Origin of the sequence: Burkholderia sp. MSMB1072 (assembly GCF_001524725.1) — a bacterium.
Lineage (GTDB): Bacteria > Pseudomonadota > Gammaproteobacteria > Burkholderiales > Burkholderiaceae > Burkholderia.
The window spans coordinates 65,396-92,220 of record NZ_LOYC01000057.1 but is presented as its reverse complement, the minus strand read 5'-3'; the positions used below and the strand labels follow the sequence as shown (position 1 = coordinate 92,220).

Genomic DNA, 26,825 nt, shown 5'->3' with positions numbered 1-26,825 from the left:
AAGAGCCATGCCAGTTTCTTTGTTCGCTCCATCGACAGACCCTTCGCAGGTCGAGAGAATTTTCAGTATTTCCGCGATTTCAGCATTCGTCGATCGATGCGTGCATGTGCTGGCGCCGATATTCATTATCCGATCGAGGACGCATATTCCCCCACCCCGTTAGCATGTGACGAATCCGACTTTGGGCGCCGCGCGCGCGACGCTAAGATCGCCGATCCCGTAGATCGAGCGTTCCACAACAATGAAAAAGTCCGCGTCGCCGTTGCATGCTTTCCGTTTCCGTGTCGTCTGCGCCGCGATCGCCGGCGCGGTGTCGCTCGCGTCGTGCGGCGGCGTCGACGGCGATCCGCCGCCGCAGGCCAGCGCGGCGCCGTCGGCCAAGCGCCCGAACATCCTGTACATCATGGCCGACGATCTCGGCTATTCCGACGTCCATGCGTTCGGCGGCGAAATCAACACGCCGAACCTCGACGCGCTCGTCGCGTCGGGCCGCATCCTGTCGAACCACCACACGGGCGCCGTCTGCGCGATCACGCGCGCGATGCTGGTGTCCGGCACCGATCATCATCTCGTCGGCGAAGGCACGATGGGCGTGCCGACCGACGAGCGGCGCGGGCTGCCCGGCTACGAGGGCTATCTGAACGACCGCGCGCTGTCGTTCGCGCAATTGCTGAAGGACGCCGGCTATCACACGTATATCGCGGGCAAGTGGCACATCGGCTCGGGGATCGTCGGCAGTACGACGGGCAGCGGGCAGACGCCCGACCAGTGGGGTTTCGAGCGCAGCTACGTGCTGCTCGGCGGCGCGGCGACGAACCACTTCGCGCACGAGCCGGCCGGCTCGTCGAACTACACGGAAGACGGCCGCTACGTGCAGCCTGGCCAGCCCGGGCAACCGGGCGGCGCGGGCGGCAGCCCGGCCGTGTTCTATTCGACCGATTTCTATACGCAGAAGCTGATCTCGTACATCGATGCGAACAAGCAGGACGGCAAGCCGTTCTTCGCATACGCCGCCTATACGTCGCCGCACTGGCCGCTGCAGGTGCCCGATCCGTGGCTGCACAAGTACGCGGGCGTGTACGACGCCGGCTACGATGCGATCCGCAACGCGCGGATTGCCCGACAGAAGGCGCTCGGCCTGATACCCGCCGATTTCAAACCGTTCGACGGACTGCCGGAGACGACGGCCGCATCGCCCGCGACCGCGAACGACGGCAAGGCCGGCGCGAAGTACGTCAGCGCAGTGCATTCGGCCGCGGACGGCTACGTCGACTACGGCGCCGGCAAGGTCGACAAGCTGTGGTCGAGCCTGTCGCCGGCCGAGCGCCGGGCGCAGGCGCGCTACATGGAAATCTACGCGGGGATGGTCGAGAACCTCGACTACAACATCGGACTCCTGATCCAGCATCTGAAGGACATCGGCGAATACGACAACACGTTCATCATGTTCCAGTCGGACAACGGCGCGGAAGGCTGGCCGATCGATTCCGGCGCCGACCCGACCGCGACCGATACCGCGAACGCGCAGGAGCCGACCTATTCGGCGCTCGGCACCGACAACGGCAAGCAGAATGCGCAGCGCCTGCAGTACGGGCTGCGCTGGGCCGAAGTGAGCGCGGCGCCGTTCCGGCTCACGAAGGGCTATTCGGGCGAAGGCGGCGTATCGACGCCGACCATCGTGCACCTGCCGGGCCAGTCGCAGCCATTGCCGCCGCTGCGCGCGTTCACGCACGTGACCGACAACACGGCCACGTTCCTCGCGGTCGCGGGCGTCACGCCGCCGTCGCAGCCGGCGCCGCCGCTCGTCAACACGCTGACGGGCGTCGACCAGAACAAGGGCAAGGTCGTCTACAACAACCGCTACGTGTATCCGGTCACGGGCCAGTCGCTGCTGCCGGTGCTCACGGGCTCGGTGACGGGCGAAGTGCACACGACGGCGTTCGGCGACGAAGCGTACGGCCGCGCGTACCTGCGCAGCGCCGACGGCCGCTGGAAGGCGCTGTGGACCGAGCCGCCGCTCGGGCCGCTCGACGGTCACTGGCAGTTGTACGACCTCGCGTCGGATCGCGGCGAGACGACGGACGTGTCCGCGCAGAACCCGTCGGTGATCGGCACGCTCGTCGACCAGTGGAAGGCCTACATGAGCAGCGTCGGCGGCGTCGAGCCGCTGCGGCCGCGCGGCTACTACTGAGCGCGAGGGGCGACACGATGCGGTTCCGCTTCTGGACGATCGGCGCGGCGCTGGCCGCCACGCTGTTCGCCGCCGCGTTCGCGGCAGGCTATGCGAATCCGGCGACGCCGGCCGGCGGCGCGTTCGACGACCTGAATCGCGGCCGCGCGCTCGCGCCGCTCGGTTCGGAACGCCAGTGCGAACGCTATTCGGGGCTGCCGTCGAAGTGGCGCGACGATCCGAAGGCCGGAATGGTGCACCTGCGCGGCGGCGCGTTCGTGTTCGGCAGCACGCGCGGCTACGCGGACGAGCGTCCGGTCGGCGACGGCCGCACGCGCGTCGGCGGCTTCTGGATCGACCAGACCGACGTGACGATCGCGCAATTCGCGGCATTCGTGCAGGCGACCGGCTACGTGACCGAGGCCGAGCAGCAGGGCGGCGCGGCGGTGTTCCATGTGCCGACGCGCGACGAGATGAACGCGCGCGACCTCGCTTGGTGGTCGTGGGTGAAGGGCGCGTCGTGGCGGCATCCGCGCGGGCCCGGCAGCGACGTGGACGGGCTCGGCAACCTGCCGGTGACGCTCGTCACGCAGCGCGATGCGCTCGCGTATGCGCACTGGCTCGGCCGCGACTTGCCGACCGAGGCCGAATGGGAGTACGCGGGCAAGGCCGGCCGCGACGACGCATCGCTCGATGCGGCGCCGCGCGACGCGCAGGGCAAGCCGGCCGCGAACTATTGGCAGGGCGCGTTTCCGGTGCTCGACTCGGCGGAGGACGGCCACGCGGGGCTGGCCCCCGTCGGCTGCTATGCGGCGAACGGCTTTCGTCTTTACGACATGATCGGCAACGCGTGGGAATGGACGAAGGACGCGTACACGGGCCCGCATCAATCCCACACGAACGGCGACACGGCGGCCGTCGCGCCGCCGACGCGCCGGCACGATACGCCGATGGTCATCAAGGGCGGCTCGTTCCTGTGCTCGCGCGATTACTGCGTGCGCTATCGCGCATCGTCTCGCGAACAACAGGAGGCCGATCTCGGCGCGTCGCATATCGGGTTTCGCACGATCCTGAGGGACGCGTCATGACGGTCGGCATCGGGCGATTCGTTTCTGCATGGTTGCTGATTGCGTGCGCGGCGATGCAGCAGGGGGCGGCGATGGCTGCCGAAGCCGCGGCGCCGGCCGTGCGCGTCGGCGTCACGCGCGGCGTGCATGCGCAGATTCTCGACGAAGTGAAGCGGGTGGCCGCCGCGCGCGGGCTCGGCATCGACGTCGTCGAATTCGACGATGCATCGCGCATCGATACGGCGCTGGCCGACGGGCGAATCGACGCGGCCAGCTTCGAGGATGCGCAACAGCTTGCCGCGACCCGCGCCCGGATGCGCTACGCGCTGACCGAAGTCGCGCCGACCGTCACGTTGCCGATGGCGTTGTATTCGCGCAAGCTGAGGAGTCTGAACGAACTGCAACCCGGCGCGACGGTCGCGCTTCCCGCCGATCCGCGCGGGATGGCGCGCGCGCTCGTGCTGCTGCAGAACGACACGCTGGTGACGCTGCGCGAGAAGGCCGGCCTGCATGCGACGCTGCGCGACGTGACGGGCAACCGGCTCGGGCTGAAATTCGTCGCGCTGCGCCGCGACCGGCTTTACGCGGCCCTCGACACGGCCGCGTTCGTCGCGATCGACAGCGACGAGGCGGCCCGCGCCGGGCTGCAGCCCGCGCGCGACAGCATCAGCCTGGAGGATGCGCGCTCGCCGTATGCGAACGTGCTCACGGTGCGCGATGCCGATCGCGCGAAGCCGTGGGTCGCGCAGCTCGTCGCCGCGTATCACTCGGACGAGGTCGCGCGCTTCATCCTCACGCGCTACCAGGATTCGGTGCGGCGGCCGTGGTAGACACCTACCTGCTCGCGTGCAACGCGTGCGGACGCTGCTGCAACAGTGCGCCGACGCTGTCGTTGCGCGAACTGTTCCGGCATCGGCACCGCTTCGTCGGCGCGTTGACGATCCGCCGCGTGCCGAAGCGGCGCATCGGCGAACGCTGGCAAGCGGGCGGCCGCGAGCATTCGCTCGATGCGGATGACGTCGCGGCGGCCGATGCGCTGGCGGACCGATTGTTCCATCGCGGCCGCGTGCATGGCGAATGGCTCGCGCTGACGCTGCAAGGCTACGACTATCCGTCGCTGGGCCGTTGCGCGGCGCTGGCCGACGACGGCCGCTGCGGCGTGCACGCGAACAAGCCGTCGATCTGCCGCGCGGTGCCGCTCGATCCGATGCTGCCCGACCGGTTGCAGGCACGCGTGCTCGCGACGCGGCGCGGCGATGCGGCGTGGCTCGGCGCGAATTGCATCGTCGATGCCGCGAGCGTGCAGTCTGCCGAGGTATCGGCGTTCCCGATTCCGCTGGTGACGGCCGGGCAGGTCGAGGATCGTGCGATGCTCGACGCGCATCGCGATGCGCTCGTGTTCGAGCGCGCGGTGTGGCGCGACGCCGTGTTCGCGTCGCTGGCCGACGGCGGGCCGGGCGTGAGCGATGCGCTGTCGCGGCTGGCGCCCGGCGGCTACCTGACCGTGTCGATCGTGCCGGCCCTGCTGGCCGTCGCTCAGGTTTCCGCGCATTGCCGCGCGCTGTGCATCGACTTCGTCGACGCCCAACTGACCTTGATCGGCGCGAACATCGAAGCGGCGCTCGCGCGCCGACATGCCGACGACCGGCCCGCGACGCGCGAATTGCGTGGCTTCGCGCAGGCGCTGGAGCGGGCGCGACGAGCGCTCGCGGCGACGCCGGCATCCGCCGCCGCCACGCGCGACGATGCGTCACGCATCGAAGCGTGGCTCGACGATCGCGTCGACGCCGCTTCGCTCGCCGCCTGACGATCGCGGCACGCCGCGCGTGCCTTACACTTGGCGCTCTTTCAATCGTTGCAGAGCGAGCGGGCATGTACGCGTCGACTTTCATTTTTCGCGCCGGCCAGTACGACGACGAATTCCACCGGCTCGACCGGCAGATCGCCGACATGGCGCGCGCGACGCCCGGCTATCTCGGCGAGGAAACGTGGGAGAACGCGCAAGCCGGCTTGATCCAGAACGTCTATTACTGGGAATCCGAGGCGGCGCTGCGGCAGTTGATCCAGCATCCCGCGCATCTCGAAGCCAAGGCGAAGCAGGCGCGCTGGCTGGACGGGTATCGTGTCGTGATTTCGCAGGTGCTTCGCGAGTATGGCGACGGCAAGCTGACGCCGCCGCATGCGGCGCCATCCGCGTAAGGGGTGCCGGGTCAGGCGGCCGCCCCGGCTTTTCCCGGGCCGCCCGGCTTGCCCGCCGCGCGCTCCCAGATCGGGAAGGTCGCGTTCTGGATCGACGTCTGCGCGTCGATGACCTTGCGGTGGTCGATGCCGGGCAGGTCGAGCAGCCGGTCGACGGCCGCCTTCGCGCCCTGGGCGTCCTGCGGAAAGCCGCACGCGAACTGCTTGTTCGTATCGAACAGGACCCACCAGATGTCCGACACGAACGGCCCGTGATCGTTGGTTTCGATCAGGATCGCGCCGAGGTCGGACAGCGCGATGCCGCGCGTCGTCCCGGTCTGGTCGGTCGACGCGATGCGCGTATCGGTTGCGGTCACGGTCCAGCCGCTTTGCCGGGTAGACGGGCGGGTCGACGACGGCGCGGCATTCGGTCGGGCCGGGCTGCCGGCGGCTGCGTTTGTCCCTGCGCCTGGGCCTGCGCCGGTCGGCACGATCCCGCCCGCGGCACCGACCGCACGGCTCGGCGCACCGCCATCCTGCCGCGCGCGCCCGTCGATCCACGGCAGCGCGGCGGCGCCCGCCATCGCCGCGATCCATAAGTAGTACCCGGCCCCGAACGTGCGGATCGTTTCGTAGTTCGCGTCGGTCGGGATCGTATGCCACCCGAGCGCAAAAACCACGACCACGGCCAGCAGCGCCGACACGGTACGGCTCGGCCTGAGCAGCGCGACGACGAGCAGCGGGTTGCCGAGCCAGGCGAATTGCAGGTCGAGGATCGCGAGCCCGCCGAGCGCGAGCACCGTGTAGCCGTGCAACCAGCTCACCGCGCCGGCCGCATTCGGCGGTTCGGCCGCGACGGGCAGCAGCAGCGACGCGACATACAGCGCGACGATCACGACGCGCGCGAGGTTCAGGCGGGGCGAAGCGGAGCGAATCTGCATGTTGCCTTCCTGTCGTGCACGGTCATGCGAGGCGACGAATGCCGGACGGCCCGGCCCTCATTCGCGACGCGCGGCGCCGACGTGGCGGCGCGCCGAACGCGATTGTGGGCGATTCGCGCGGCGATGTCGAACGCGCGTCGTCTGCCGCTGCCAGGTCAAAGCGCTTCGACCAGCAACCGCGTGCTCTTCTCGCAATACTCGTGACACGCCGCGCGCGCGGCGATCGACGCGCCGTGCACGAACCGCGGCGCGTCCGCCCGCCGCGACATCGACACGACGATCGACGGCGGCGACGGCTGCAGCGGCAGCTCGACGACTTCGCCGCTCGCGATCAGCGCATCGACGAACAGCACCGGAATCGCGGCAACGCCGAAGCCGTCGCGCACCAGTTGCACGATCACCGAGATCGACGGCGACCCGGTGATGCGCGTCTCCGACAGCGGCACGCCGTGCGCATGCGCGAGCGTGCGGACGATGTCTTCCAGCGCACGATGGGGCGCGGTGCCGCGCCCGTAGGTGAGGATCGGCTGGCGCAGCACCTGCCGCGCGAGGCCTGTGCGCAGGTTCGGCAGCAGCCCCGCGCGCGCGATCCAGCGCACCGGGTAGTTCGCGAGCGCGTCGCATACGACCGACGCCTCGTCGCTGCCTTCCACGCGGATGATCAGGTCGAGCTCGCCGGCCATCAGCCGGCGTTGCAGCACGACGCTGACGTCGACGGTCAGATCGATCTCGAGCTGCGGATAGTCGGCCGCGAGCCGCCGCATATAGTGCGGCAGCCAGCTGTGCACGACCGTCTCGATCACGCCGAGCCGCAGCTTGCCGCGCAGCGCGCGCTCGCCGGACGCGGCGGCCTGCAGTTCCTGCGTCGCCTCGACCACGGCTTTCGCATAGCCGAGCAGGTATTCGCCGTTCGGCGTGAGCCGGAACGCGCGGCTGTCGCGATCGACGAGTACCGTATGCAGTTCGTCCTCGAGCGCTTTCAGGCGCTGCGAGATCGCGGCCGGCGTCGCATGCAGCGCGGCCGCGGTCGTGCGGAAGTTGCGCAGCTTCGCGAGCGTGACGAAGGTTTCGAGAAAACGCGTGTTCATGGCGGTCGGGCGAGCAGTGGATGCGCAGCTTGCCGGCGACGAAAAATGAACGGGACCGGGGAAAACCCGCGGATCCGTTAAGAAATTCTATACAACGGACGCAAAAAAACTCGTTGGCGACAAATTTTTTTCTTTTCTATTCTTCGCCGTATCCGATGACACGCCACCGTCATCGCCATGCCATCCCGATTCTGCGACCGACCATCATGACGCCTTCCGAATTCCGCCAGTCCGTGCGCCGCGGCGCGTTCCGCGGCCCGACCGCCGGCCATTGCGGCCCGTTTGCCCAGGCGAACCTGGCGATCCTGCCCGACGCGTACGCGCACGATTTCCTGCGCTTCTGCCAGGCCAACCCGAAGGCTTGCCCGCTGCTGGGCGTTGGCGAATCGGGCGCGTTCCGGCTCGACGCGCTCGGCGAGGATCTCGACATCCGCACCGACGTACCGAGCTACAACGTCTACCGCGACGGCCGCCTGACCGAGCAGGTCGAATCGCTGGAAGCGCTGTGGCGCGACGATTTCGTCGTATTTGCGATCGGCTGCTCGTTTTCGTTCGAGGACATGCTCGCCCGCGAAGGGATCGGGCTGCGCCACGTCGAGGAAGGGCGCAACGTGCCGATGTACCGCACGTCGATCGCGAACCGCCGCGCGGGAATCTTCGGCGGCCAACTGGTCGTGTCGATGCGGCCGCTGCGCGGCGCCGACGCGATCCGCGCGGTGCAGATCACGAGCCGGTTCCCGGGCGTGCATGGCGCACCGATCCATATCGGTCATCCGCGGGAACTGGGCATCGAGGATTTGAACGCGCCCGAATTCGGCGACGCGGTGACGATCCGCGACGGCGAACTGCCGGTGTTCTGGGCGTGCGGCGTGACGCCGCAAACCGCGCTGATGGACGCGAAGCTGCCGATCGCGATCGCGCATACGCCCGGCCACATGCTGATGACCGACATCACGAACGCGTCGCTGGCCGTGTTTTGACCGGCCGCACACCCCTTACGCCACGTACCCGCGACACACCACACGCCATTCGACGGCGCATCACGACAGGAGCACCACCATGGAAAGCAAGACCCTCGCGGCGCCCGCCGCCGAGCCCGCGAGCCGCGCGCGCAGCGGCCTGTTCTCGTGGTACGCGGATGCGCAGCCGCGCGAACGCCGCGCGTTCTGGAGCTGCAAGGTCGGCTACATGCTCGACGGAATGGACACGCAGATGCTGTCGTTCGTGATCCCGACACTCGTCGCGACCTGGGGCATCTCGCTTGCCGACGCAGGCTTCATCGGCACCATCACGCTGCTCGCGTCGGCGCTCGGCGGCTGGATCGCCGGCATCCTGTCCGACCGGATCGGCCGTGTGCGCACGCTGCAGCTCACGGTGCTGTGGTTCGCGGTGTTCACCGCGCTGTGCGGGCTCGCGCAGAACTACCCGCAACTGGTCGCGGCGCGCGCGCTGATGGGCTTCGGCTTCGGCGGCGAATGGACGGCCGGCGCGGTGCTGATCGGCGAGGTGATTCGCGCGCGCGACCGCGGCAGGGCGGTCGGCCTCGTGCAGTCGGGCTGGGCGATCGGCTGGGGGCTGTGCGCGCTGCTGTATGCGCTGCTGTTTTCGGTGCTGCCGGCCGAGCAGGCGTGGCGCGCGCTGTTCCTCGTCGGGCTCGCGCCCGCGCTGCTGGTCGTCGCGATCCGCCGTTACGTGAAGGAGCCGGACGTCTACGAGAAGGAGAAGGCCGCGCAGGCGAAAGTGGCCGACGCACCGCGCCTCACCGAGATCTTCGCGCCGAAGCTGATCACGACGACGCTGCGCGCGGCGCTCCTGACGACCGGCGCGCAGGGCGGTTACTACGCGATCACGACGTGGCTGCCGACCTTCCTGAAGACCGAGCGGCACCTCACGGTGATGGGCACTGGCGGCTATCTCGCGATGATCATCCTCGGCTCGTGGGTTGGCTACCTGACGAGCGCGTACCTGACCGACCGCCTCGGCCGCAAGCCGAACTTCATCCTGTTCGCGGTCGGCTCGATGGTGATCGCGTTCTCGTACACGTCGCTGAACCTGACCAATGCTTCGATGCTGTGGCTCGGCTTCCCGCTCGGCTTCTTCGCGTCGGGCATTTTCTCGGGGATGGGTGCGTTCCTCACCGAGCTGTTCCCGACCCGCGTGCGCGGGTCCGGCCAGGGCTTCTGCTACAACGTGGGCCGTGCGATCGGTGCACTGTTTCCGTTCCTGATCGGCGCGCTGTCGAAGCAATACGGGCTCGGCACGAGCATCGGCATCTTCGCGGTCGCCGCGTACGGCGTGGTGATCGTCGCCGCGCTGACGCTGCCCGAGACCCGCGGCCGCGAACTCGACGCCGCGTAAGCGGCAGCGGCCCGCGCGCCGCTTTCTCCCTTTTCCCCTTTTTTACCGGTACCGCCACGCGGCGCGCGACGCGCGCCGTGCGGCGGCGCTCGCCCCTCGATTCAACGACGCATCGCCCCGACATCATGACCGACCGACACCTTTCTCCCGTTTCCTCCGACGCCGCGCGCTGGCAATTCTGGATCGACCGCGGCGGCACGTTCACCGACATCGTCGCGCGGCGGCCCGACGGCTCGCTCGTCACGCACAAGCTGCTGTCGGAGAACCCCGAGCAGTACCGCGACGCGGCCGTGGCCGGCATCCGTCACCTGCTCGGCCTCGCGGCTGGCGAGCCGATCACGCCCGAGCGGGTCGACATGGTGAAGATGGGGACGACGGTCGCGACCAACGCGTTGCTCGAACGCAAGGGCGAACGCACCGCGCTCGCGACGACGCGCGGCTTTCGCGACGTGCTGCGCATCGCATACCAGAACCGGCCGCGCCTGTTCGATCTCGACATCGTGCTGCCCGACGCGCTGTACGAGACGGTCGTCGAGATCGACGAGCGCGTCGGCGCGCATGGCGACGTGGTCGTGCCGCTCGATGTTCAGGGTGCCGAAGCGTCGTTGCGCCGCGTGTTCGACGGCGGCGTGCGCGCCCTCGCGATCGTGCTGATCCACGGCTACCGCTACACCGCGCACGAACGGATGCTGGCCGAACTCGCGCGCCGCATCGGCTTCACGCAGGTGTCGGTGTCGCACGAGGTGTCGCCGCTGATGAAGATGGTGTCGCGCGGCGACACGACCGTGGTCGACGCGTACCTGTCGCCGATCCTGCGTCGCTACGTCGAACAGGTCGCGCACGAGATGCCGGGCGTGAACCTGCAGTTCATGCAGAGCAGCGGCGGGCTGACACGCGCCGATGCGTTCCAGGGCAAGGACGCGATCCTGTCCGGCCCGGCCGGCGGCATCGTCGGGATGGTGCGCGCGGCGCGCGCGGCCGGCTTCGAGCGCGTGATCGGCTTCGACATGGGCGGCACGTCGACCGACGTGTCGCACTACAACGGCGAATTCGAGCGCGTGTTCGAGACGCAGGTGGCCGGCGTGCGGATGCGCGCACCGATGATGAGCATCCATACGGTCGCCGCGGGCGGCGGCTCGGTGCTCGGCTTCGACGGTGCGCGGCTGCGCGTGGGGCCCGAATCGGCCGGCGCGAATCCGGGGCCGGCCGCGTACCGGCGCGGCGGCCCGCTGACGGTGACCGACTGCAACGTGATGCTCGGCAAGATCCAGCCCGACCATTTTCCGCGGGTGTTCGGCCCGCATGCGGACCAGCCGCTCGACCGCGACGGCGTGGTCGCGAAGTTCGCGGCGCTCGCCGACGAGATTCACGCGGCGACCGGGCGGCGCGAGACGCCCGAGGCGCTTGCCGAAGGTTTCCTGGAGATCGCGATCGGCAGCATGGCGAACGCGATCAAGAAGATTTCCGTGCAGCGCGGCCACGACGTGTCGCGCTACGTGCTGACGACGTTCGGCGGCGCGGGCGGCCAGCACGCGTGCGGCGTGGCCGATGCGCTCGGGATGACGCAGGTGTTCGCGCATCCGCTCGCGGGCGTGCTGTCCGCGTACGGGATGGGGCTGGCCGACCAGACCGCGATGCGCGAGCGCGCGGTCGAGGCCGTGCTGACCGACGCGTCGCTGCCGGCGCTGAACGCGGCGCTCGACCGGCTGGCCGACGAGGCCATCGGCGCGCTGCTCGAACAGGGCGTGCCGCCGCAGCGGATCGCGACCGAGCGGCGCGTGCATCTGCGCTACCAGGGCACCGATTCGGCGCTCGACGTACCGGCCGGCAGCGTCGCCGCGATGCAGCAGGCGTTCGAGGCCGCGTACCGGCAGCGCTACGCGTTCCTGATGCCGGGCACGCCGCTCGTCGCCGAGCTCGCGTCGGTCGAGGCGATCGGCCGCTCGGACGCGCCGGTCGACCTCGCGCCGCTCGCGCCGCGCGCGGAAGACGCGGCGCCTCGAGCGCACACGGCCGTGCGCTTTTATTCCGGCGGCCGGTGGCACGACGCGGCGCTGGTCGTGCGCGACACGCTGCGCGCCGGCGATGTGATCGACGGCCCGGCGATCGTCGCGGAACAGAACGGCACGACCGTCGTCGAGCCCGGCTGGCGCGCCGCGATGACCGCCCAGGGCAACCTCGTGCTGACGCGCACGACGCCGCTGCCGACGCGCCGCTCGCTCGGCACCGACGCCGATCCGGTGCGGCTCGAGATCTTCAACAACCTGTTCATGTCGATCGCCGAGCAGATGGGGCTGCGGCTGCAGAACACCGCGTACTCGGTGAACATCAAGGAGCGGCTCGACTTCTCGTGCGCGATCTTCGACGGCGACGGCAACCTGATCGCGAACGCGCCGCACATGCCCGTGCACCTCGGCTCGATGGGTGAAAGCATCCGCACGGTGATCGAGCGCAACCGCGGCCGCATGCGCGACGGCGACGTGTTCATGCTGAACGACCCGTACCACGGCGGCACGCACCTGCCGGACGTGACGGTCATCACGCCGGTGTTCGCGGACGGCTCGGACGCGCCGCTGTTCTACGTCGGCTCGCGCGGCCACCACGCGGACATCGGCGGCACGACGCCGGGCTCGATGCCGCCCGATTCGACCCATATCGACGAGGAAGGCGTGCTGATCGACAACTGGCAGCTCGTGTCGGCCGGCGTGCTGCGCGACGCCGAGACGCGCGCGCTGCTGGCGTCGGGCCGCTACCCGGCGCGCAACGTCGAGCAGAACATGGCCGACCTGCGGGCCCAGGTCGCCGCGAACCGGAAGGGCGTCGACGAATTGCGCCGGATGGTCGCGCAGTTCGGCCGCGACGTCGTGCTCGCGTTCATGGGGCACGTGCAGGACAACGCGGAAGAAGCGGTGCGGCGCGTGATCGGCGCGCTGCAGGACGGCGCATACCGGTACCCGCTCGACAACGGCGCGGAGATTCGCGTCGCGATTCGCGTCGACCGCGCGGCGCGGTGCGCGGAGATCGACTTCACCGGCACGTCCGCGCAGCTCGACAACAACTTCAACGCGCCGAAGGCCGTCTGCATGGCCGCGGTGCTGTACGTGTTCCGCACGCTGGTCGGCGACGACATCCCGCTGAACGCCGGCTGCCTGAAGCCGCTGACCGTGATCGTGCCGGCCCGCTCGATGCTGAACCCCGAATACCCGGCGGCCGTCGTGTCGGGCAACGTCGAGACGTCGTCGGCGATCACCAACGCGCTGTACGGCGCGCTCGGCTGCGTCGCGTCGAGCCAGGGAACGATGAACAACTTCACATTCGGCAACGATCGGTACCAGTACTACGAGACGATCGCGGGCGGCAGCGGCGCGGGCGACGGCTTCGCGGGCGTCGCCGCGGTGCAGACGCACATGACGAACTCGCGGCTCACCGATCCGGAGGTGCTCGAATGGCGCTATCCGGTGCGGCTCGATTCGCACCGGATTCGCGCCGGCTCGGGCGGCGCCGGGCGCTGGCGCGGCGGCGACGGCGCGGTGCGGCGGATCCGCTTCCTCGAGCCGATGACCGCGTCGATCCTGTCGAACAACCGGATCCACGCGCCGTTCGGCGCGGCGGGCGGCGAAGCCGGTGCGCTCGGCCGCAACACGATCGAGCGGGCGGACGGCACGGTCGAGGCGCTCGACCACATCGGCCGCGCGCAGATGGCGCCGGGCGACGTGTTCGTCGTCGAAACGCCGGGCGGCGGCGGCTACGGCGCGCCGGAATGAGCGGCGCACCCGGCGCGGGCACTCCGCGCCGGGTGCGCGGGCGGGTGAAGAATATTGCAAAGAACTGTGGAATAAAGCGGCGCATTCACGCGCGAGCGGAATCAAAATGGCGGCAACACGGATCGCGGCATGCGATTCGACCCCTGCCGCCACGGTCTCCCCAAAGATCTGGCCCCGTCACCGCGGATCGACCTCAAACGCCCGTCCGGCGCGGGTTCCGGCCCGGCAATCCACCCTCGACGCGCGGCGCGTCGCCCACCCGTTCTCATGCGGCCGATCATGAAAAATCCGGCTTGCCAATCGAGTCCCGGTTCCTTGACACTTTTCTCTAAATGTGAGTGCCAATCTTCATCGTCATTTGATAAGATGGCTCTCATCATTCGTAAGGCAGAACCTGCGCGCATCACGCGCGAACGCCGGCCGCATCAGCTGCAAACAAGTACGGGACGAGGCCCGCTGTCACGGCGATCACGGCTGCCCTGCCGGGCATGCGCGCTGCGCGTGCCCGGGAAGGCGGTCGGCCCACTCGCCTCCGTCTACACTGTGCGTTTTTTTTGGATCGGGGCGTGTCCATGGATGACGAAAACGATAGCGCGGTGCTCGAGGCGCATGTCGGTACGCGCAGCCCCTGCTGGCGTCTCGGCAGCGACAGCAACGCGCTCGAGCTGGCCGCGGTCCGCGGCCTGACCAACGTCGCGATCGCGCTGACGGCCGAACAGGCCGCGCGCATCCGCGCGCTGACCGGCGTCACGTCGCACCTCGTGCTGGACATCGTGCTGTTCGGCAACCCGGTCAGCCTCCATCTCGTCGGCAGGAAGGTCAATACGGTCGACTGGGCCGGCACGGCGTCCGCCTATTCCGATACCGAGTCCGTCGCCGGCGACCTGTCGCACGGGCTCGCGTTCGCCGAGCAGGTCGTGTCCGAAGTGAATTCGCTCGTCGTGATCCTCGACCGCAACGGGATGGTGCAGCGCTTCAACCGTTTGTGCGAGGAAGTGACGGGCAAGCGCGAGGTCGACGTGATCGGCCGCAGCGCGTTCGAGCTGTTCATGAGCCCCGAACAGGGCGCGCAGTCGCGCAGCAACATCACGGGCTTCTTCGCGAGCAACCAGTCGTTCGCGGTCGAGCGCTACATCAACACGGTCAACGGGCCGCGCCTGTTCCAGTTCCGCAACAAGTTCGTGCGGAGCGGCAGCGGCGTGGACGAACAGTTCCTGATCTGCTCGGGCATCGACATCACCGAGGAGCGCAACGCGCAGCAGCGGCTCTCCGAGCTCGCGAACACCGACGTGCTCACCGGGCTGCCGAACCGCCATGCGATCAGCGAGCGCATCCGGACGGCAATCGCCGAGGAGAGCGAGCTGACGCGCGGCCAGGTCGGCATCCTGTTTCTCGATCTCGACAACTTCAAGCGCGTCAACGATCACTACGGCCACATCACCGGCGACCGCCTGTTGCAGGACGTATCGGCGATCATCAGCGGCTGCCTGCCGTCCGGTGCGACGCTCGCGCGGCTCGGCGGCGACGAATTCCTCGTACTGTTCGAACACGGCACGCGCCCGCTGCTCGAAGCGACCGCGCAGATCATTCTCGAGCGGCTGCGCACGCCGATCCATCTCGGGCTGATGGAGGTCTACACGAGCTGCTCGATCGGTATCGCGATGTATCCGCAGCACGGCGATTCGCTCGAGACGCTGATCCGCAGCGCCGACACCGCGATGTACGTCGCGAAGGAAGCGGGCAAGCATACGTATCGCGTGTTCTCGCTGGAGATGAACCAGAAGGTCGCGAAGTACATGTGGCTCGACACGAACCTGCGCAAGGCGCTCGAGGAAGAGCAGTTCGTGCTCCACTACCAGCCGGTCGTCGATATCGCGACGGGCGACGTGCACGGCGTCGAGGCGCTGATCCGCTGGCAGTCGCCCGATCGCGGGCTCGTCGCGCCGGTCGAGTTCATCCGTTTCGCGGAAGAGTCGGGGCTGATCGCGCCGCTCGGACGCTGGGTGATGCGTACCGCGGCCGCGCAGGCCGCCGCATGGAAGGCGAAGGGGCTCGGCGTCCGGATCGCGGTGAACGTGTCCGCGCGGCAGTTGCAGGACATGAACATCGTCCACCAGTTCGCGTCGATTCTCGACGCCGCGGGGCTGAAACCGGGCCTGCTCGACATCGAGCTGACCGAAAGCTGCTTCATCGAGGACGAGGAGGCGGCCATCGGGCTGATGCGGCAGTTCCGCCAACTGGGCGCGGAGATCCATCTCGACGATTTCGGCACCGGCTATTCGTCGCTGTCGCAGTTGTCGCGCCTGCCGCTCGACGTGATCAAGCTCGACCGCACCTTCATCACGGCCATCGACCGCAATCCGCGCTCGCAGGCGCTGGTGCGCTCGGTCGTGTCGCTCGCGAAGGCGCTGAATTTCGCGGTGGTCGCCGAAGGCGTCGAAACGCATGCGGAAGCCGAATTCCTGAAGCAGCTCGACGTCGATCACGCGCAGGGCTACTACTACGCGCGGCCGATGCCGGCGCAGGCGTTCGAGGGGTGGCTCGCGGAGACGAGAAAGCTCAGGCTGATCGCCTGAGCGTCGTTCCGGAAACGGGCGCCGCCGGCCGTCGGCGGCGCCCGTCGCATTACACCGTGCGCAGTTTCGACACGCGCCGGTTCTGCAGCATCACCAGGCGTTCCATGTACGCGAGGTCCTTCGGCTCGATCGTGAACGCCGCATGCACCCACGCTTCCGTGATATCCATCAGCTCCGAGCGCGACAACTGGAACACGCGTTCGCGGGCGCGCAGCATCGCACGGATGCCGTTCAGCTTGGGCTTCGTCACGTCGATGAAGGTGCGCGTCGCGAGGTACGCGTCACCGGCGTCGAACGTCTCGTCGATCAGGCCGCGATCTTCGTACCACTCGGCCGCGTGCGCTTCGCCGGTCGCGATCAACGATTCCGCGAGACCGCGGTTCGCCTTGCGCGCGACCAGCGAATAGCCGCCCATGCCCGGGAACAGGTTGAACGCGATCTCCGGGAACCCGAGTTTCACGCCCTTCTGCGCGAGCACGTAGTGATGCGCGAGCGCGGCCTCGAAGCCGCCGCCGAGCGCGCTGCCCTCGACCATCGCGATCGAGATCGCGCCGGTGCCGAAGCCCGTGTAGATCTCGTACACGCCGTCGATGCACGAGCGCGCGTAGGCCATCAGCTGGTCGCGCCGGCCGCTGCGGATCGCGTCGACGAAGAAGCTCAGGTCGCCGCCGACGTTGAACAGCTCGGGGACGAGCGAGCCCGTCACCCAGAAGTCGAACTTGAGGCCCGAGTCGCGGGCGACGCGCGCGAGATGAATGATGTCGGTGACGAGTTGTTGGTTGAAGCACGGCCGCGGCTCCGATCGGAGCATCATCCACATGACGTTACGGCCTTCTTCGTAGAAGGCGGTCAGTTGCGAGAGTTCACCGGCTTCGTAAAACGGGCGGCATGCCGGATGGGATTGGAGTTGCATGGTATGTCCTCGTGAGATGTGGTTTTAAAGACCGCCGCGCCAGGCGCGAGGCATCGCCATTGTTGCGCGCGCACAAATGTCGAATTGCGGGGAAAAACGCACGACCGGGACGCCGATGCGAATCGCGTTCGGGCGGGGCGGGTGACGGACGGGGTGAGGTCGATCGGAAGGCGGCGGCCGGCGGGCCGGGCGGGGGCGAGGCGCTGCCGGCGTGGGCCGGCAGCCGGTCCGGCGCGCGGTTGCCGGCGCCGTTCGCTTGCATGTCGAAAGCGTCGCCCCGGCCGCCGGGGCTGCAGGCCGGACAGTTCGGCGGCCGGCTACCGGGTCGTATCCGGCCGTCCGGACGGCCGGAAAAGTTTTGCTAAGATGCGCGGCGCATTGCCGCAATCAATCGAACTAAAAATCTTTTCCGAGAGACTCCCATGACGAATGCAGTCACGCTGTTCACCCGGTTCACGCGAGCCGGCCGCTACGCATTGCCGGCCGCCGCGCTGCTGTCGCTTTCCACGCTCGCCGGCGCCGCCGGCGACGTGCCCGGCTCGAAGGACCATCCGCTGATTTCGCGCTTTGCCGGCGCGACGATCAACGCGTATTCGCAGACCGCGTTCGACGAGGCATTCCTGCCGAACCAGCCGATCGACGACGAGAGGACCGCGAAGGGGTTGAACCTGGAAGGCAAGGTCACGCGTATCAGCTATACGATCGGCGCGGACAAGTCGACGCTCGAAGTCGAGCGCAACTACCTCGATGCGCTGCAAAAGGGCGGCTTCCAGATCCTGTTCCGTTGCACGGCGGAGCAGTGCGGCAAGAGCGGCGGCGGCGAGTTCCAGAGCGTCGTGATCAATTCCGGGCGGATGCGCAAGGCGGGCGGCGGCGAAGCGAACTTCGGCGGCAAGCACCGGACGATCCTCGCGAAGCTGCCGCGCGCAGCCGGCGATGCATACGTGTTCGTGCACGTGATGGACGATTCGGCGTCGAACAAGCGCACGGTCGTCTACGAGGAAGTGGTCGAGGTGAAGCCGATGCAGACGGGGCAAGTGAAGGTGATCGATTCCGGCGCGCTGCAAAAGGGGCTGGCCGCGACCGGCAAGGTCGCGCTGTACGGCATCTACTTCGATACCGACAAGGCGCAGGTCAAGCCCGAGTCGAAGGCGCAGCTCGACGAGATGGCGAAGCTTTTGTCGGCGAATCCGGCGCTGAAGGTCTACATCGTCGGGCATACCGACAACCAGGGGCAGCTCGCGCACAACGTCGACTTGTCGCAGAAGCGCGCGGAGGCCGTTGCGCAGGCGCTCGCGACGACGTACCGGATCGCGCCGGCACGGCTGGCCGCGAAGGGTGTCGCATCGCTGTCGCCGGTTGCCTCCAACGCCGACGACGCGGGCCGCGCGCAGAACCGTCGCGTCGAACTCGTGCAGCAGTAATTCCCGACGCCCGCCGGATGCCCGTGCGGCCGCGCGGGCATCGCTCAATCGAACACAGACATCATGAAACTGCTGACTGCCGCCGTGCTCGCCGGCTTCGCCGTCTCTTCTTTCGCGCAGACCGTATCGCCCGGGCTCTGGCATGACGACACGGCCTACACGCTGAACGGCAAGCCGCTGCCGCAGGGCACGGATCCGATGCCGGACCAGTGCCTGACCGACGCGGATGCGAAGAACCTGCGCAAGACGATGACGGCGCGCCTGCAGCGCGACGACATCCGCTGCACGATCACGAACTGGGATTACGCGGGCACGACACTGAAGGTTGCGCTTTCCTGTGCGAACGAGCAGGGGCGTGGCAACGGCACCGTGACGGGGGTCGTCACGCCGACGAGCTACGACCTGAAGGGGCAATTGCGCGGGCAGCACGTGCAGGCCGGTGCGTACACGCTCGCGTGGACGTGGCGCGGCAAGCGCGTCGGCGACTGCAAGTAACGCGCCGCGCGCCGGCCTTGCGCGCCGCGGCTTGACGCTCGCCGGTACGTCACCCACACTGGGCCGCACGACGGCGCCGCGGCGGGTACGCGGGTGGCTTGTCATCCGCGCGCCATGCGGTACGACTTCCGCCCTCGCGCGCGACGCCGACGCCCGGCAACGAACGCGCGGAGAGCTTCGACGTGGTGCGTTTTCCTTCCCGATGGACCGGCTGCCTGTTCGCATGCGCGGTGGCGCTCGGCGCGGGTACGACCGCCGCCGAGACGCGCGGCACCGGCGATTCGCCCGATGCGGGCGATACGGCGCCCGTCACGCTCGTCAGCGACGTCCACGAATTCGTGATCCAGCACGACGGTTCGCTCGACGAGCACGACGATTCGACGCTGCGCGCGAACGACGCGAACGGCATCGACGCGGTCGCGCAGCGCTACGTCTGGTTCGACAAGAATCTCGAGAAGGTCGAGCTGCTCGCGGCCGAGACGATCGACCGCGACGGCGTCGCGCATCCGGTCGGCGCGGACGGCATCCGCGACGTGCAGGAGCCGCGCTCGGCCGGCGCGCCGACGTTTCAGGACGGGCTGCTGCGCACCGTCGTGTTCCCCGGCGTCGAAGCCGGGTCGAGCACGCGCGTCGCGTTCCGCAAGACCCGCACGAAGCCGGTCAATCGCGGCTACTTCGGCTACTACGTCGAGCCGTCGCGCGAGCCGGTCGACCGCCAGCGGCTGATCTTCGACGTGCCGGCCGACATGCCGCTCTATGCGGATGCGCGCGGCTACGTCGCGCTGCCGCCCGTCACGGCGAACGGCCGCACGCGTTACGAATTCGACTACCGGCACGGCACGTACGATCGCATCGAGCGCGGCGCGGTCGGGTACCCGACCTACGGCGACCGGCTCGTCGTGTCGACGCTGCCCGACTACGCGGCGTTCGCCGCGCGATACCGCGACGCAGCCGTCGACCCGAGCGCGAACGATCCGGCCGTCGTGCAACTGGCGCGAGCGCTCACGGCGGATGCCGCCGATCCGCGCGACAAGGCGCGCCTGCTGTACGACTGGGTGCAGGCGAACGTGCGCTACGTCGGGTTGTTTCTCGGCGAAACGGCCGCCGCGCCGCATCGCGTGACCGACATCCTGCGCAACCGCTACGGCGATTGCAAGGATCATGTCGCGCTGTTCGGCGCGTTGCTGGCGGCGGTCGGCATTCGCAGCGAACCGGTGTTGATCAATCTCGGCGCCGTGTACACGCTGCCGTCGGTGCCCGGCTACGGCGGCGGCGCGATCAATCATGCGATCACGTGGCTGCCCGATCTCGGGCGCTACGCGGATACGACGACGGCCGGCATCGCGTTCGGCTACCTGCCGCCGATCGTGATGGATCGCCCCGCGCTGCTGGTCGATACGGGCGTGCTGTCGCGCACGCCGGCCACGCAGCCGCGCGCCCGCACCGCGCGCATCGCGATCGATGCCGCGCGGCCCGGCGCCGCGCGTTTTCAGGCGTATGTCGAGGACGACGGCTGGACGGCCGAACTCGAACGCAACCTGTTTCGCCGCGCGTCGCGCGACCGCATCGCGCAACTCGCGAACGAGCGCCTGCGGCAAAGCGGCCTGCGCGGCCGCGTGCAACTGTCGACCGGCGACCGGCGCGCGACCGACGGGCCGTTCGACGTGACCGTTACCGGCACGCTCGATCATTTCGTATGGCCGGACGGCACGACCGCGTTGCCCGCGCTGTCGAGTCTGACGGGCGGCATCGCGACGCAGGTCGAGACCTGGCTGGCCGAGCCCGTGCGCACGCAGCCGTGGGGCTGCCTCGGCGGCACGTTCGACGAGACGGGCCAGATCGCGTTGCCGGCGGGCGTCGCCGTGACCGACCTGCCGGCCGATGCGGCCGTGCACGACCGTTTCGTCGACTTCACGTCGCATTACGTGTTCGATGCGGTCGCGCGGGTCGTGCAGGTCACGCGGCGGATGAAGGCGGATTTCGGCCGGCAGGTGTGCTCGCCGGACGAGTTTGCCGCGCTGCGCGCGTCGCTCGAGCGCATCGAGCGCGACACGCAGGCGCAGATCGTCGTGCGGGCGCAGCAGCGTTGAGCGGCGCGGGCACGGCGTTCGCTCCGGACGGGCGAATGACGCAATCGCCGACGCGCAGGAGGGACATCATGACGGAGCGGGACCGCGAGATCGCCGAACTCGCGAAGGAATTACTGGGGCGGATCGTGCAGGGTACGGTCGCGACCGGTGCGGCAGTCGATGCGCAGCAGTGCGCGGCGCTCGCCGTGCAATGCGCGACGGCACTGATCGACCGGCTCGACGCGCTGAAGTGACGCCCGGCGGGCCGCCGCCCGCGCCGGCGCCGCGCGGCGGGCGTTACGCTTCGGCGTGCACGTCGCTGTCCGCGCGCACGGCGCCCGGCGGCTTGCCGACCACGCGTTTGAACGCACGGCTGAACGCGGCGAGCGAACCGTAGCCGAGCCGGTACGCGACGGCTTCGATCGTCTCGCGGTCGCGCGCGATCCACTGCGCGGCGAGCCGCATCCGCAGCTCGGTCAGGTAACGCACGGGCGTCATCCCGGTGGCCGCGAGGAAGCGCTCGGCGAACACCGAGCGCGACACGCCCGCTTCGGTCGCGAGTTCCGCGACGCTCCAGTTGCGGCCCGGGTCGCGATGCAGCGCGACGATCGCGCGGCCGAGCTTCGGCTCGCGCAGCGCCTGCACCCAGCCCGTCGCGTCGCCGCATCCGCACTCGACCCAGCCGCGCACGATGAACGCCGCGACCACGTCCGCGAGCCGCGCGAGGATGCCCGCGAAGCCCGCGCGCGCGGTGCACGCTTCGCGCTCCATCGCATCGAGCATCGGGCGGATCTCCGGGTAGCGCGCGAGCAGCGTGCCCACGTGCATGAACTTCGGCATCGTGCCGACGAGCGGCTGCATGCCGCCGAGGTCGAGCTCCATGCACGCGCTGAAGATCAGCGCGTCGCCGGCGCCGGGTTCCGTCGTCGCGCAGGTCGCCGGCGAGACGCCGGCCGACGCCACCGACGCGACCGTATCGCAGATCTTCGCGATCTCGAAGCCGTTGATCTCGCGGCACGGCACATCCGGATCGGACACCAGCGCGTGCATGCCGCCGTGCGGCAACAGGATCGCGTCGCCGGCCTCGAGCCGCATCGTGTCGCCCGACGCGTCGCGCAGCAGCACGGGCCCGCGCACGACGAAATGGAACTGCGCGCGGCCCGGCGCATGGCCGAAGTTCAGCCCGAACGGTCGCGCGACCTGGATGCGGCGGTACTGGACGCCGCTCAGGCGCATCCCCAGCAGCAGCTCGCTGACGAGGTCGTGCACATCGGGAATCGGGGGCAGAAGGGGTTCGGGCATATCGAGATACGGACGTTCGATCAACAAGAACGGATTGTATGTCATAGACCGTCCTGCCGCTGTTCCTTACGATACGCCCTCATCAGTACTTTCCCTAACCGACACGGAACCACGCATGAATCCCGGAATCTCCTCGGCCGCCTCGACGGCGGCTCCCCGCGAACCGGCCTGGGGCGCGGTATTCGCGATGGCGCTCGGCGTGTTCGGGCTCGTCACGGCCGAATTCCTGCCGGCGAGCCTGCTCACGCCGATGGCCGAGAGCCTCGGTGTGACCGAAGGCGTGGCCGGGCAGGCCGTCACGGCCACTGCCACGGTCGCGCTCGTCACGAGCCTGCTGATCTCGGCGCTCACGCGCACGATCGACCGGCGCCGCGTGCTGCTCGTGTTCTCGGTGCTGCTCGTCGCATCGAACCTCGCCGTGGCGTTCGCGCCGAACCTTGCGATGCTGCTGTTCGGCCGCGTCGTGCTCGGCGTCGCGCTCGGCGGTTTCTGGACGATGGCGACGGCCACCGCGATGCGGCTCGTCCCGACGGCGATGGTGCCGCGCGCGCTGTCGATCATCTTCAGCGGCGTGGCGGTCGCGACCATCGCGTCCGCACCGATGGGCAGCTATTTCGGTCACCTGATCGGCTGGCGCAACGTGTTCCTGATCGCGGCCGTGCTGGGCGGCATCGCGTTCGTGTCGCAGATGGTCACGCTGCCATCGATGCCGCCGAGCGGCACCACGCGGCTGCGCACGCTGATCGACGTGCTGCGCCGGCCGACCGTCGGCCTCGGGATGTTCGCGACGATCCTCGTGTTCACCGGGCATTTCGCGTTCTTCACGTATCTGCGGCCGTTCCTCGAACAGGTGGCGGGCGTCGGCGTGAACGGGCTGTCGGCGATCCTGCTCGGCTACGGCATCGCGAACTTCGTCGGCACGTCGCTCGCGGGCCGCGTGCTCGAACACCGGCTGCGGCCGATGCTGATCGGCATGCCCGCGCTGATGGTCGTGCTCGGCATCGCGCTCGTCGTGCTCGGCCGCGCGCCGATGATCGACGCGGTGCTCGTCGCGTTGTGGGGGATGGCATTCGGCGGCGTGCCGGTCGCGTGGTCGACGTGGGTCACCCGCACCGTGCCCGACGAGGCCGAGAGCGCGGGCGGGCTGATCGTCGCGGCGATCCAGCTCGCGATCGCGACGGGTGCAGCCGCCGGCGGCGTCGTATTCGACGCGAACGGCGCGGCGGGCGTGTTCGTCGGCGCGGCCATCGTGCTGGCGGTGGCGGTCGCGACGATCGTGACCGGCGTGCCGAAGCGGGTTGGCGTGGCCGCGTCCTGACCGGCCGGCGATCCGGCGGCCGGCGGCCCGGTGGCCCGGTGGCCCGGCGGCCCGCGTTGCACGGGCTGCCGGGCGATCGTCCGCGCGTCAGGCGGCGTCGGCGCCCGCGATGCGATCGAGTTCCGCGAGCGCGTCTGCCGGCAGATCGACGTCGGCTGACGCGAGATTCTCGTGCAGATGCGCGACCGACGACGTGCCGGGAATCAGCAGGACATTCGGCGCGCGGTGCAGCAGCCACGCAAGGGCGACCTGCATCGGCGTCGCGCCGGTACGGGCGGCGACGCCGGACAGCGTCGACGACTGCAGCGGCGAGAAGCCGCCGAGCGGAAAGTACGGCACGTATGCGATGCCGTCGCGAGCAAGCGCGTCGATCAGCGCATCGTCGCCGCGATGCGCGATGTTGTAGTGGTTCTGCACGCAGACGATGTCGCAGATCCGCCGGCCTTCCGCGACCTGCGCGGGCGTGACGTTGCTCAGGCCGATATGCCGGACGAGCCCGCGCCGCTGCAGTTCGGCGAGCGTGGCCAGCGGCGCTTCGATCGATCCTTCTGCCGGCCCGTGCGTGTCGAACATGATGCGCAGGTTGACGATCTCGAGCACGTCGAGCCGCAGGTTGCGCAGGTTGTCGTGCACGGCCCGTTCGAGTTCGTCGGGCGCGAACGCGGGCAGCCACGACGCATCGTCGCCGCGTCGCGCGCCGATCTTGGTGACGATCACGAGATCGTCGCGATACGGATGCAACGCGTCGCGAATCAGTTGGTTCGTGACGTGCGGGCCGTAGAAGTCGCTGGTGTCGAGATGGTCGACGCCGGACTCGACGGCTTCGCGCAAGACGCGCAATGCAGCATCGCGATCTTTCGGCGGGCCGAATACGCCGGGGCCTGCAAGCTGCATCGCGCCGTAGCCGATTCGTTTGACGTGGCGATCGCCGAGCTTGAAGGTGGCGGTGGGACGAATGTCGGGCATGACCGTGCTCCTGTCGATGGGATGAATGCGTTCAGCATAGGGACGAGTCGTCTGCGCGATAAGACGTCATAATTCGCACGGGTTGTACGAAAAGGCGAACAATGCAAACCGATCTGGGCGATCTGAACGCGTTCATGGCCGTGGCACGCGCCAGCGGATTCCGCGACGCCGCACGCATGACGGGCCTCAGCGCGTCGGGGCTGAGCGAAGCCGTGCGCCGGCTGGAAGCGCAGCTCGGCGTGCGGCTGCTGCACCGCACGACGCGCAGCGTCGTGCCTACCGAAGCCGGCGAGCGCCTGCTTGCGCGCCTCGGGCCCGCACTGACCGAAGTGGCGGCGGCGCTCGACGATATCGACGAATTCCGGAACCGGCCGGCCGGCACGCTGAAGCTCAACGTGCCGGTCAGCGCATCGCGGCTCGTGCTGCCTGCGATCGTGCCGCGCTTTCTCGATGCGTATCCGGATATCCGGCTGGAAGTGATCGCCGAAGAAAATTTCGTCGACGTGCTGGCGGCCGGATGCGACGCGGGTATCCGCTACGACGAACGGCTCGAACAGGACATGATCGCGGTGCCGATCGGCCCGCGCATCCAGCGCTTCGCGACCGCGGCGGCGCCCGGCTATCTCGCCCGGCACGGCCGGCCGCGGCATCCGCGCGATCTGCTCGACCATCGGTGCCTGCGCGGGCGCTTCGCCAGCGGCGCGATGCCGCCGTGGGAGTACGAGCGCGACGGCGAGGTCGTGCGGGTCGAGCCGGCCGTCGGCCCGCTGCTGGTGCAGATCGGCGGCGCGACGGACCTGCTGGTCGATGCGGCGATCGCCGGTACCGGCATCCTGTATCTGTTCGAAGACTGGGTGCGCCCGCATTTCGACAGCGGCGCGCTCGAACCCGTGCTCGAACCGTGGTGGCGGCCGTTCTCCGGCCCCTTCTTGTATTATCCCGGGCGGCGTCTCGTGCCGCCGGCGCTACGTGCGTTCATCGATTTCATCAAGGCCTCCTGAGCGTCGTCAGCGCGCCGGCGCGTGCGCGTCGAGCAACTGCCGGTGCCGCGCGTGTCGGTCGCATCGTCGGCGGGAAACATGCATTCCATGCGTAATTCCTGCGCGGCCGCGCTTTGCGGCGTGCCGACCGTCGTGATCGGCGAGAAGTAACGCAGCACGACGCCTTCGTGGATGAAGCCGATCGGGATGACCGGCAGCGGCGGCGCAGCGGCCGGCGCCGGCGGCGTGTTCCAGTCGCGCGGAAGCGGATGGGCGCACATGATGTCTGCGGGCGACGGGCGCCGCCGGAATGGCGGCGCGCTCCCCGAAGCGTAGAAGCGGGCGTGTCGTGCGCCAATGACATGCGATGTCATCGTTCGACGCGCGGTGGCGCCCGCCGTTTCGCGAATCCGTCAGCCGCCCTGCCTGACCAGCGCCGCCAGCGCCTTCATCGCCTGCAGATACGGATACGGCCCGTGGCTGATGCGCGCCACGCCGTACTCGGCGAGTTCGGCGAGCGTCGGCGTTTCCGCGACGCGCATCACGTTCACCGGCAGCGGCGACGCGGCCGTCAGCGCACGAATGAGCGCCGGCGCGCGCAGGCCCGGCACGAACAGGCCGTCGGCGCCGGCCGCCGCATAAGCGCGGGCGCGCGCCAGCGTCGCCTCGAGCAACCGTTCGTCGTGCGTATCGGCCGCCGCCAGGAAGAACACGTCGGTGCGCGCGTTGATGAAGTAGTCGGCGCCCGCGCGATCGGCCGCCTGCCGCGCTGCCGCGAGACGGGCCGCCGCGGCGTCGACGTCGCGCAGTTCGCCCGTCGACGGCACGCTGTCTTCGAGATTGCAGCCGATTGCGCCGGCCCGGATGCTCAGCGCGATCGTCTCGCCGACTTCCTCCGGCCGCTCGCCGTAGCCGCTTTCGAGATCGACGGTGACGGGCAGGTCCGTCGCGCGCACGATCCGCTCCAGCACCTCCATCATCAGTGCGCGCGGCATCTGTTCGCCGTCGCCGAAACCGTTGGCGGCTGCGACGGACCAGCTACCGGTGGCCAGCGCGGCGGCGCCGGCGTCGGCCACCGCGCGCGCACTGCCGGCGTCCCATACGTTGAACAGCGCCAGCGGTTGGCCCGCACGGTGAAGCGACCGGAAAGTCGCGCCTTTCTCGTTGTTGCTCATGCTCGTCTCCTTGGATAACGGATCGGTTGTCGTGCCGAGCG

21 protein-coding genes and 1 pseudogene are annotated in these 26,825 nt (G+C 69.2%); 15 read left to right on the top strand and 7 right to left on the bottom strand.

The window, feature by feature from the left end:
* The first annotated feature begins 241 nt into the window (after nt 1-241).
* The 5 genes from WS89_RS26675 to WS89_RS26655 all read left to right on the top strand — a co-directional run bounded on the left by WS89_RS26675 (nt 242) and on the right by WS89_RS26655 (nt 5,436).
* Nucleotides 242-2,191, top strand: coding sequence for an arylsulfatase (locus tag WS89_RS26675; RefSeq protein ID WP_059794795.1), 1,950 nt, complete (start codon nt 242-244; stop codon nt 2,189-2,191).
* 17 nt (nt 2,192-2,208) lie between these two features.
* Complete coding sequence (locus WS89_RS26670) at nt 2,209-3,258, top strand: formylglycine-generating enzyme family protein (protein ID WP_059794793.1); 1,050 nt, start codon at nt 2,209-2,211, stop codon at nt 3,256-3,258.
* A complete protein-coding gene (locus tag WS89_RS26665; protein WP_059794790.1) occupies nt 3,255-4,067 on the top strand; it encodes a MetQ/NlpA family lipoprotein in 813 nt (270 codons plus the stop codon). The genes WS89_RS26670 and WS89_RS26665 overlap by 4 nt, the downstream gene beginning before the upstream one ends.
* Nucleotides 4,061-5,044 carry a YkgJ family cysteine cluster protein gene (locus WS89_RS26660; protein ID WP_059794787.1) on the top strand — a complete coding sequence of 328 codons (984 nt, stop codon included), beginning with the start codon at nt 4,061-4,063 and terminating at the stop codon, nt 5,042-5,044. Before WS89_RS26665 ends, WS89_RS26660 begins: the two co-directional genes overlap by 7 nt.
* Nucleotides 5,045-5,109: 65 nt before the next feature.
* Complete coding sequence (locus WS89_RS26655) at nt 5,110-5,436, top strand: antibiotic biosynthesis monooxygenase family protein (protein ID WP_059504328.1); 327 nt, start codon at nt 5,110-5,112, stop codon at nt 5,434-5,436.
* Nucleotides 5,437-5,447: 11 nt separating this feature from the next.
* Here the strand turns inward: WS89_RS26655 and WS89_RS26650 are convergent, their stop codons facing one another.
* Nucleotides 5,448-6,356, bottom strand: a complete 909-nt coding sequence (locus tag WS89_RS26650; protein ID WP_059794785.1) for a hypothetical protein — start codon at nt 6,354-6,356, stop codon at nt 5,448-5,450.
* 155 nt (nt 6,357-6,511) lie between these two features.
* Entirely contained in the window at nt 6,512-7,444 is a 933-nt protein-coding gene (locus tag WS89_RS26645; RefSeq protein ID WP_034205491.1) for a LysR family transcriptional regulator, read from the bottom strand.
* 206 nt (nt 7,445-7,650) lie between these two features.
* Here WS89_RS26645 and WS89_RS26640 point away from each other — a divergent pair, with 206 nt between their 5' ends.
* The 4 genes from WS89_RS26640 (at nt 7,651) to pdeR (ending at nt 16,142) form a co-directional block, all read left to right on the top strand.
* Nucleotides 7,651-8,424: a putative hydro-lyase gene (locus WS89_RS26640; protein ID WP_059794782.1), complete on the top strand. Its 774-nt coding sequence runs from the start codon at nt 7,651-7,653 to the stop codon at nt 8,422-8,424.
* Nucleotides 8,425-8,503: 79 nt separating this feature from the next.
* A complete protein-coding gene (locus tag WS89_RS26635) occupies nt 8,504-9,802 on the top strand; it encodes an MFS transporter (protein WP_059504322.1) in 1,299 nt (432 codons plus the stop codon).
* A gap of 125 nt (nt 9,803-9,927) precedes the next feature.
* Nucleotides 9,928-13,566 (top strand): hydantoinase B/oxoprolinase family protein, encoded by a 3,639-nt coding sequence (locus WS89_RS26630; protein ID WP_059794779.1) that lies wholly within the window; start codon nt 9,928-9,930, stop codon nt 13,564-13,566.
* Nucleotides 13,567-14,138: 572 nt separating this feature from the next.
* Nucleotides 14,139-16,142, top strand: coding sequence for a cyclic di-GMP phosphodiesterase (pdeR, locus tag WS89_RS26625; protein ID WP_059504319.1), 2,004 nt, complete (start codon nt 14,139-14,141; stop codon nt 16,140-16,142).
* Between the two features lie 49 nt (nt 16,143-16,191).
* On the opposite strand, the gene WS89_RS26620 is transcribed toward pdeR, so the two are convergent.
* The gene (locus tag WS89_RS26620; protein ID WP_059504317.1) at nt 16,192-17,055 is read right to left on the bottom strand and encodes a crotonase/enoyl-CoA hydratase family protein; all 864 of its coding nucleotides are present in this window, start codon (nt 17,053-17,055) and stop codon (nt 16,192-16,194) included.
* A gap of 422 nt (nt 17,056-17,477) precedes the next feature.
* Between WS89_RS26620 and WS89_RS26615 the strand changes: the two genes are divergently transcribed.
* The 4 genes from WS89_RS26615 (at nt 17,478) to WS89_RS34335 (ending at nt 21,297) form a co-directional block, all read left to right on the top strand.
* Nucleotides 17,478-18,479 (top strand): OmpA family protein, encoded by a 1,002-nt coding sequence (locus WS89_RS26615; RefSeq protein WP_059504315.1) that lies wholly within the window; start codon nt 17,478-17,480, stop codon nt 18,477-18,479.
* Nucleotides 18,480-18,542: 63 nt separating this feature from the next.
* The gene (locus tag WS89_RS26610) at nt 18,543-18,974 is read left to right on the top strand and encodes a DUF3617 domain-containing protein (protein ID WP_059504313.1); all 432 of its coding nucleotides are present in this window, start codon (nt 18,543-18,545) and stop codon (nt 18,972-18,974) included.
* 182 nt (nt 18,975-19,156) lie between these two features.
* Nucleotides 19,157-21,064, top strand: coding sequence for a DUF3857 and transglutaminase domain-containing protein (locus WS89_RS26605; protein ID WP_059794775.1), 1,908 nt, complete (start codon nt 19,157-19,159; stop codon nt 21,062-21,064).
* Between the two features lie 68 nt (nt 21,065-21,132).
* Complete coding sequence (locus tag WS89_RS34335) at nt 21,133-21,297, top strand: hypothetical protein (RefSeq protein WP_179949402.1); 165 nt, start codon at nt 21,133-21,135, stop codon at nt 21,295-21,297.
* Between the two features lie 43 nt (nt 21,298-21,340).
* On the opposite strand, the gene WS89_RS26600 is transcribed toward WS89_RS34335, so the two are convergent.
* On the bottom strand, nt 21,341-22,390 hold the full coding sequence (locus tag WS89_RS26600) for an AraC family transcriptional regulator (RefSeq protein WP_059504310.1): 1,050 nt from the start codon (nt 22,388-22,390) through the stop codon (nt 21,341-21,343).
* Nucleotides 22,391-22,460: 70 nt separating this feature from the next.
* On the opposite strand from WS89_RS26600, the gene WS89_RS26595 reads away from it, so the two are divergent.
* Nucleotides 22,461-23,663, top strand: a complete 1,203-nt coding sequence (locus WS89_RS26595; RefSeq protein ID WP_059504308.1) for an MFS transporter — start codon at nt 22,461-22,463, stop codon at nt 23,661-23,663.
* An 87-nt stretch (nt 23,664-23,750) separates the two neighbouring features.
* Here the strand turns inward: WS89_RS26595 and WS89_RS26590 are convergent, their stop codons facing one another.
* The gene (locus WS89_RS26590; protein ID WP_059794771.1) at nt 23,751-24,629 is read right to left on the bottom strand and encodes an aldo/keto reductase family oxidoreductase; all 879 of its coding nucleotides are present in this window, start codon (nt 24,627-24,629) and stop codon (nt 23,751-23,753) included.
* A 101-nt stretch (nt 24,630-24,730) separates the two neighbouring features.
* Between WS89_RS26590 and WS89_RS26585 the strand changes: the two genes are divergently transcribed.
* A complete protein-coding gene (locus WS89_RS26585; protein ID WP_059794768.1) occupies nt 24,731-25,630 on the top strand; it encodes a LysR family transcriptional regulator in 900 nt (299 codons plus the stop codon).
* 6 nt (nt 25,631-25,636) lie between these two features.
* On the opposite strand, the pseudogene WS89_RS26580 reads toward WS89_RS26585, so the two are convergent.
* Nucleotides 25,637-25,896, bottom strand: a pseudogene (locus WS89_RS26580) (transcriptional regulator); the annotation flags it as partial.
* Between the two features lie 126 nt (nt 25,897-26,022).
* A complete protein-coding gene (locus WS89_RS26575; RefSeq protein ID WP_059504303.1) occupies nt 26,023-26,784 on the bottom strand; it encodes an isocitrate lyase/PEP mutase family protein in 762 nt (253 codons plus the stop codon).
* Between the last annotated feature and the right edge of the window lie 41 nt (nt 26,785-26,825).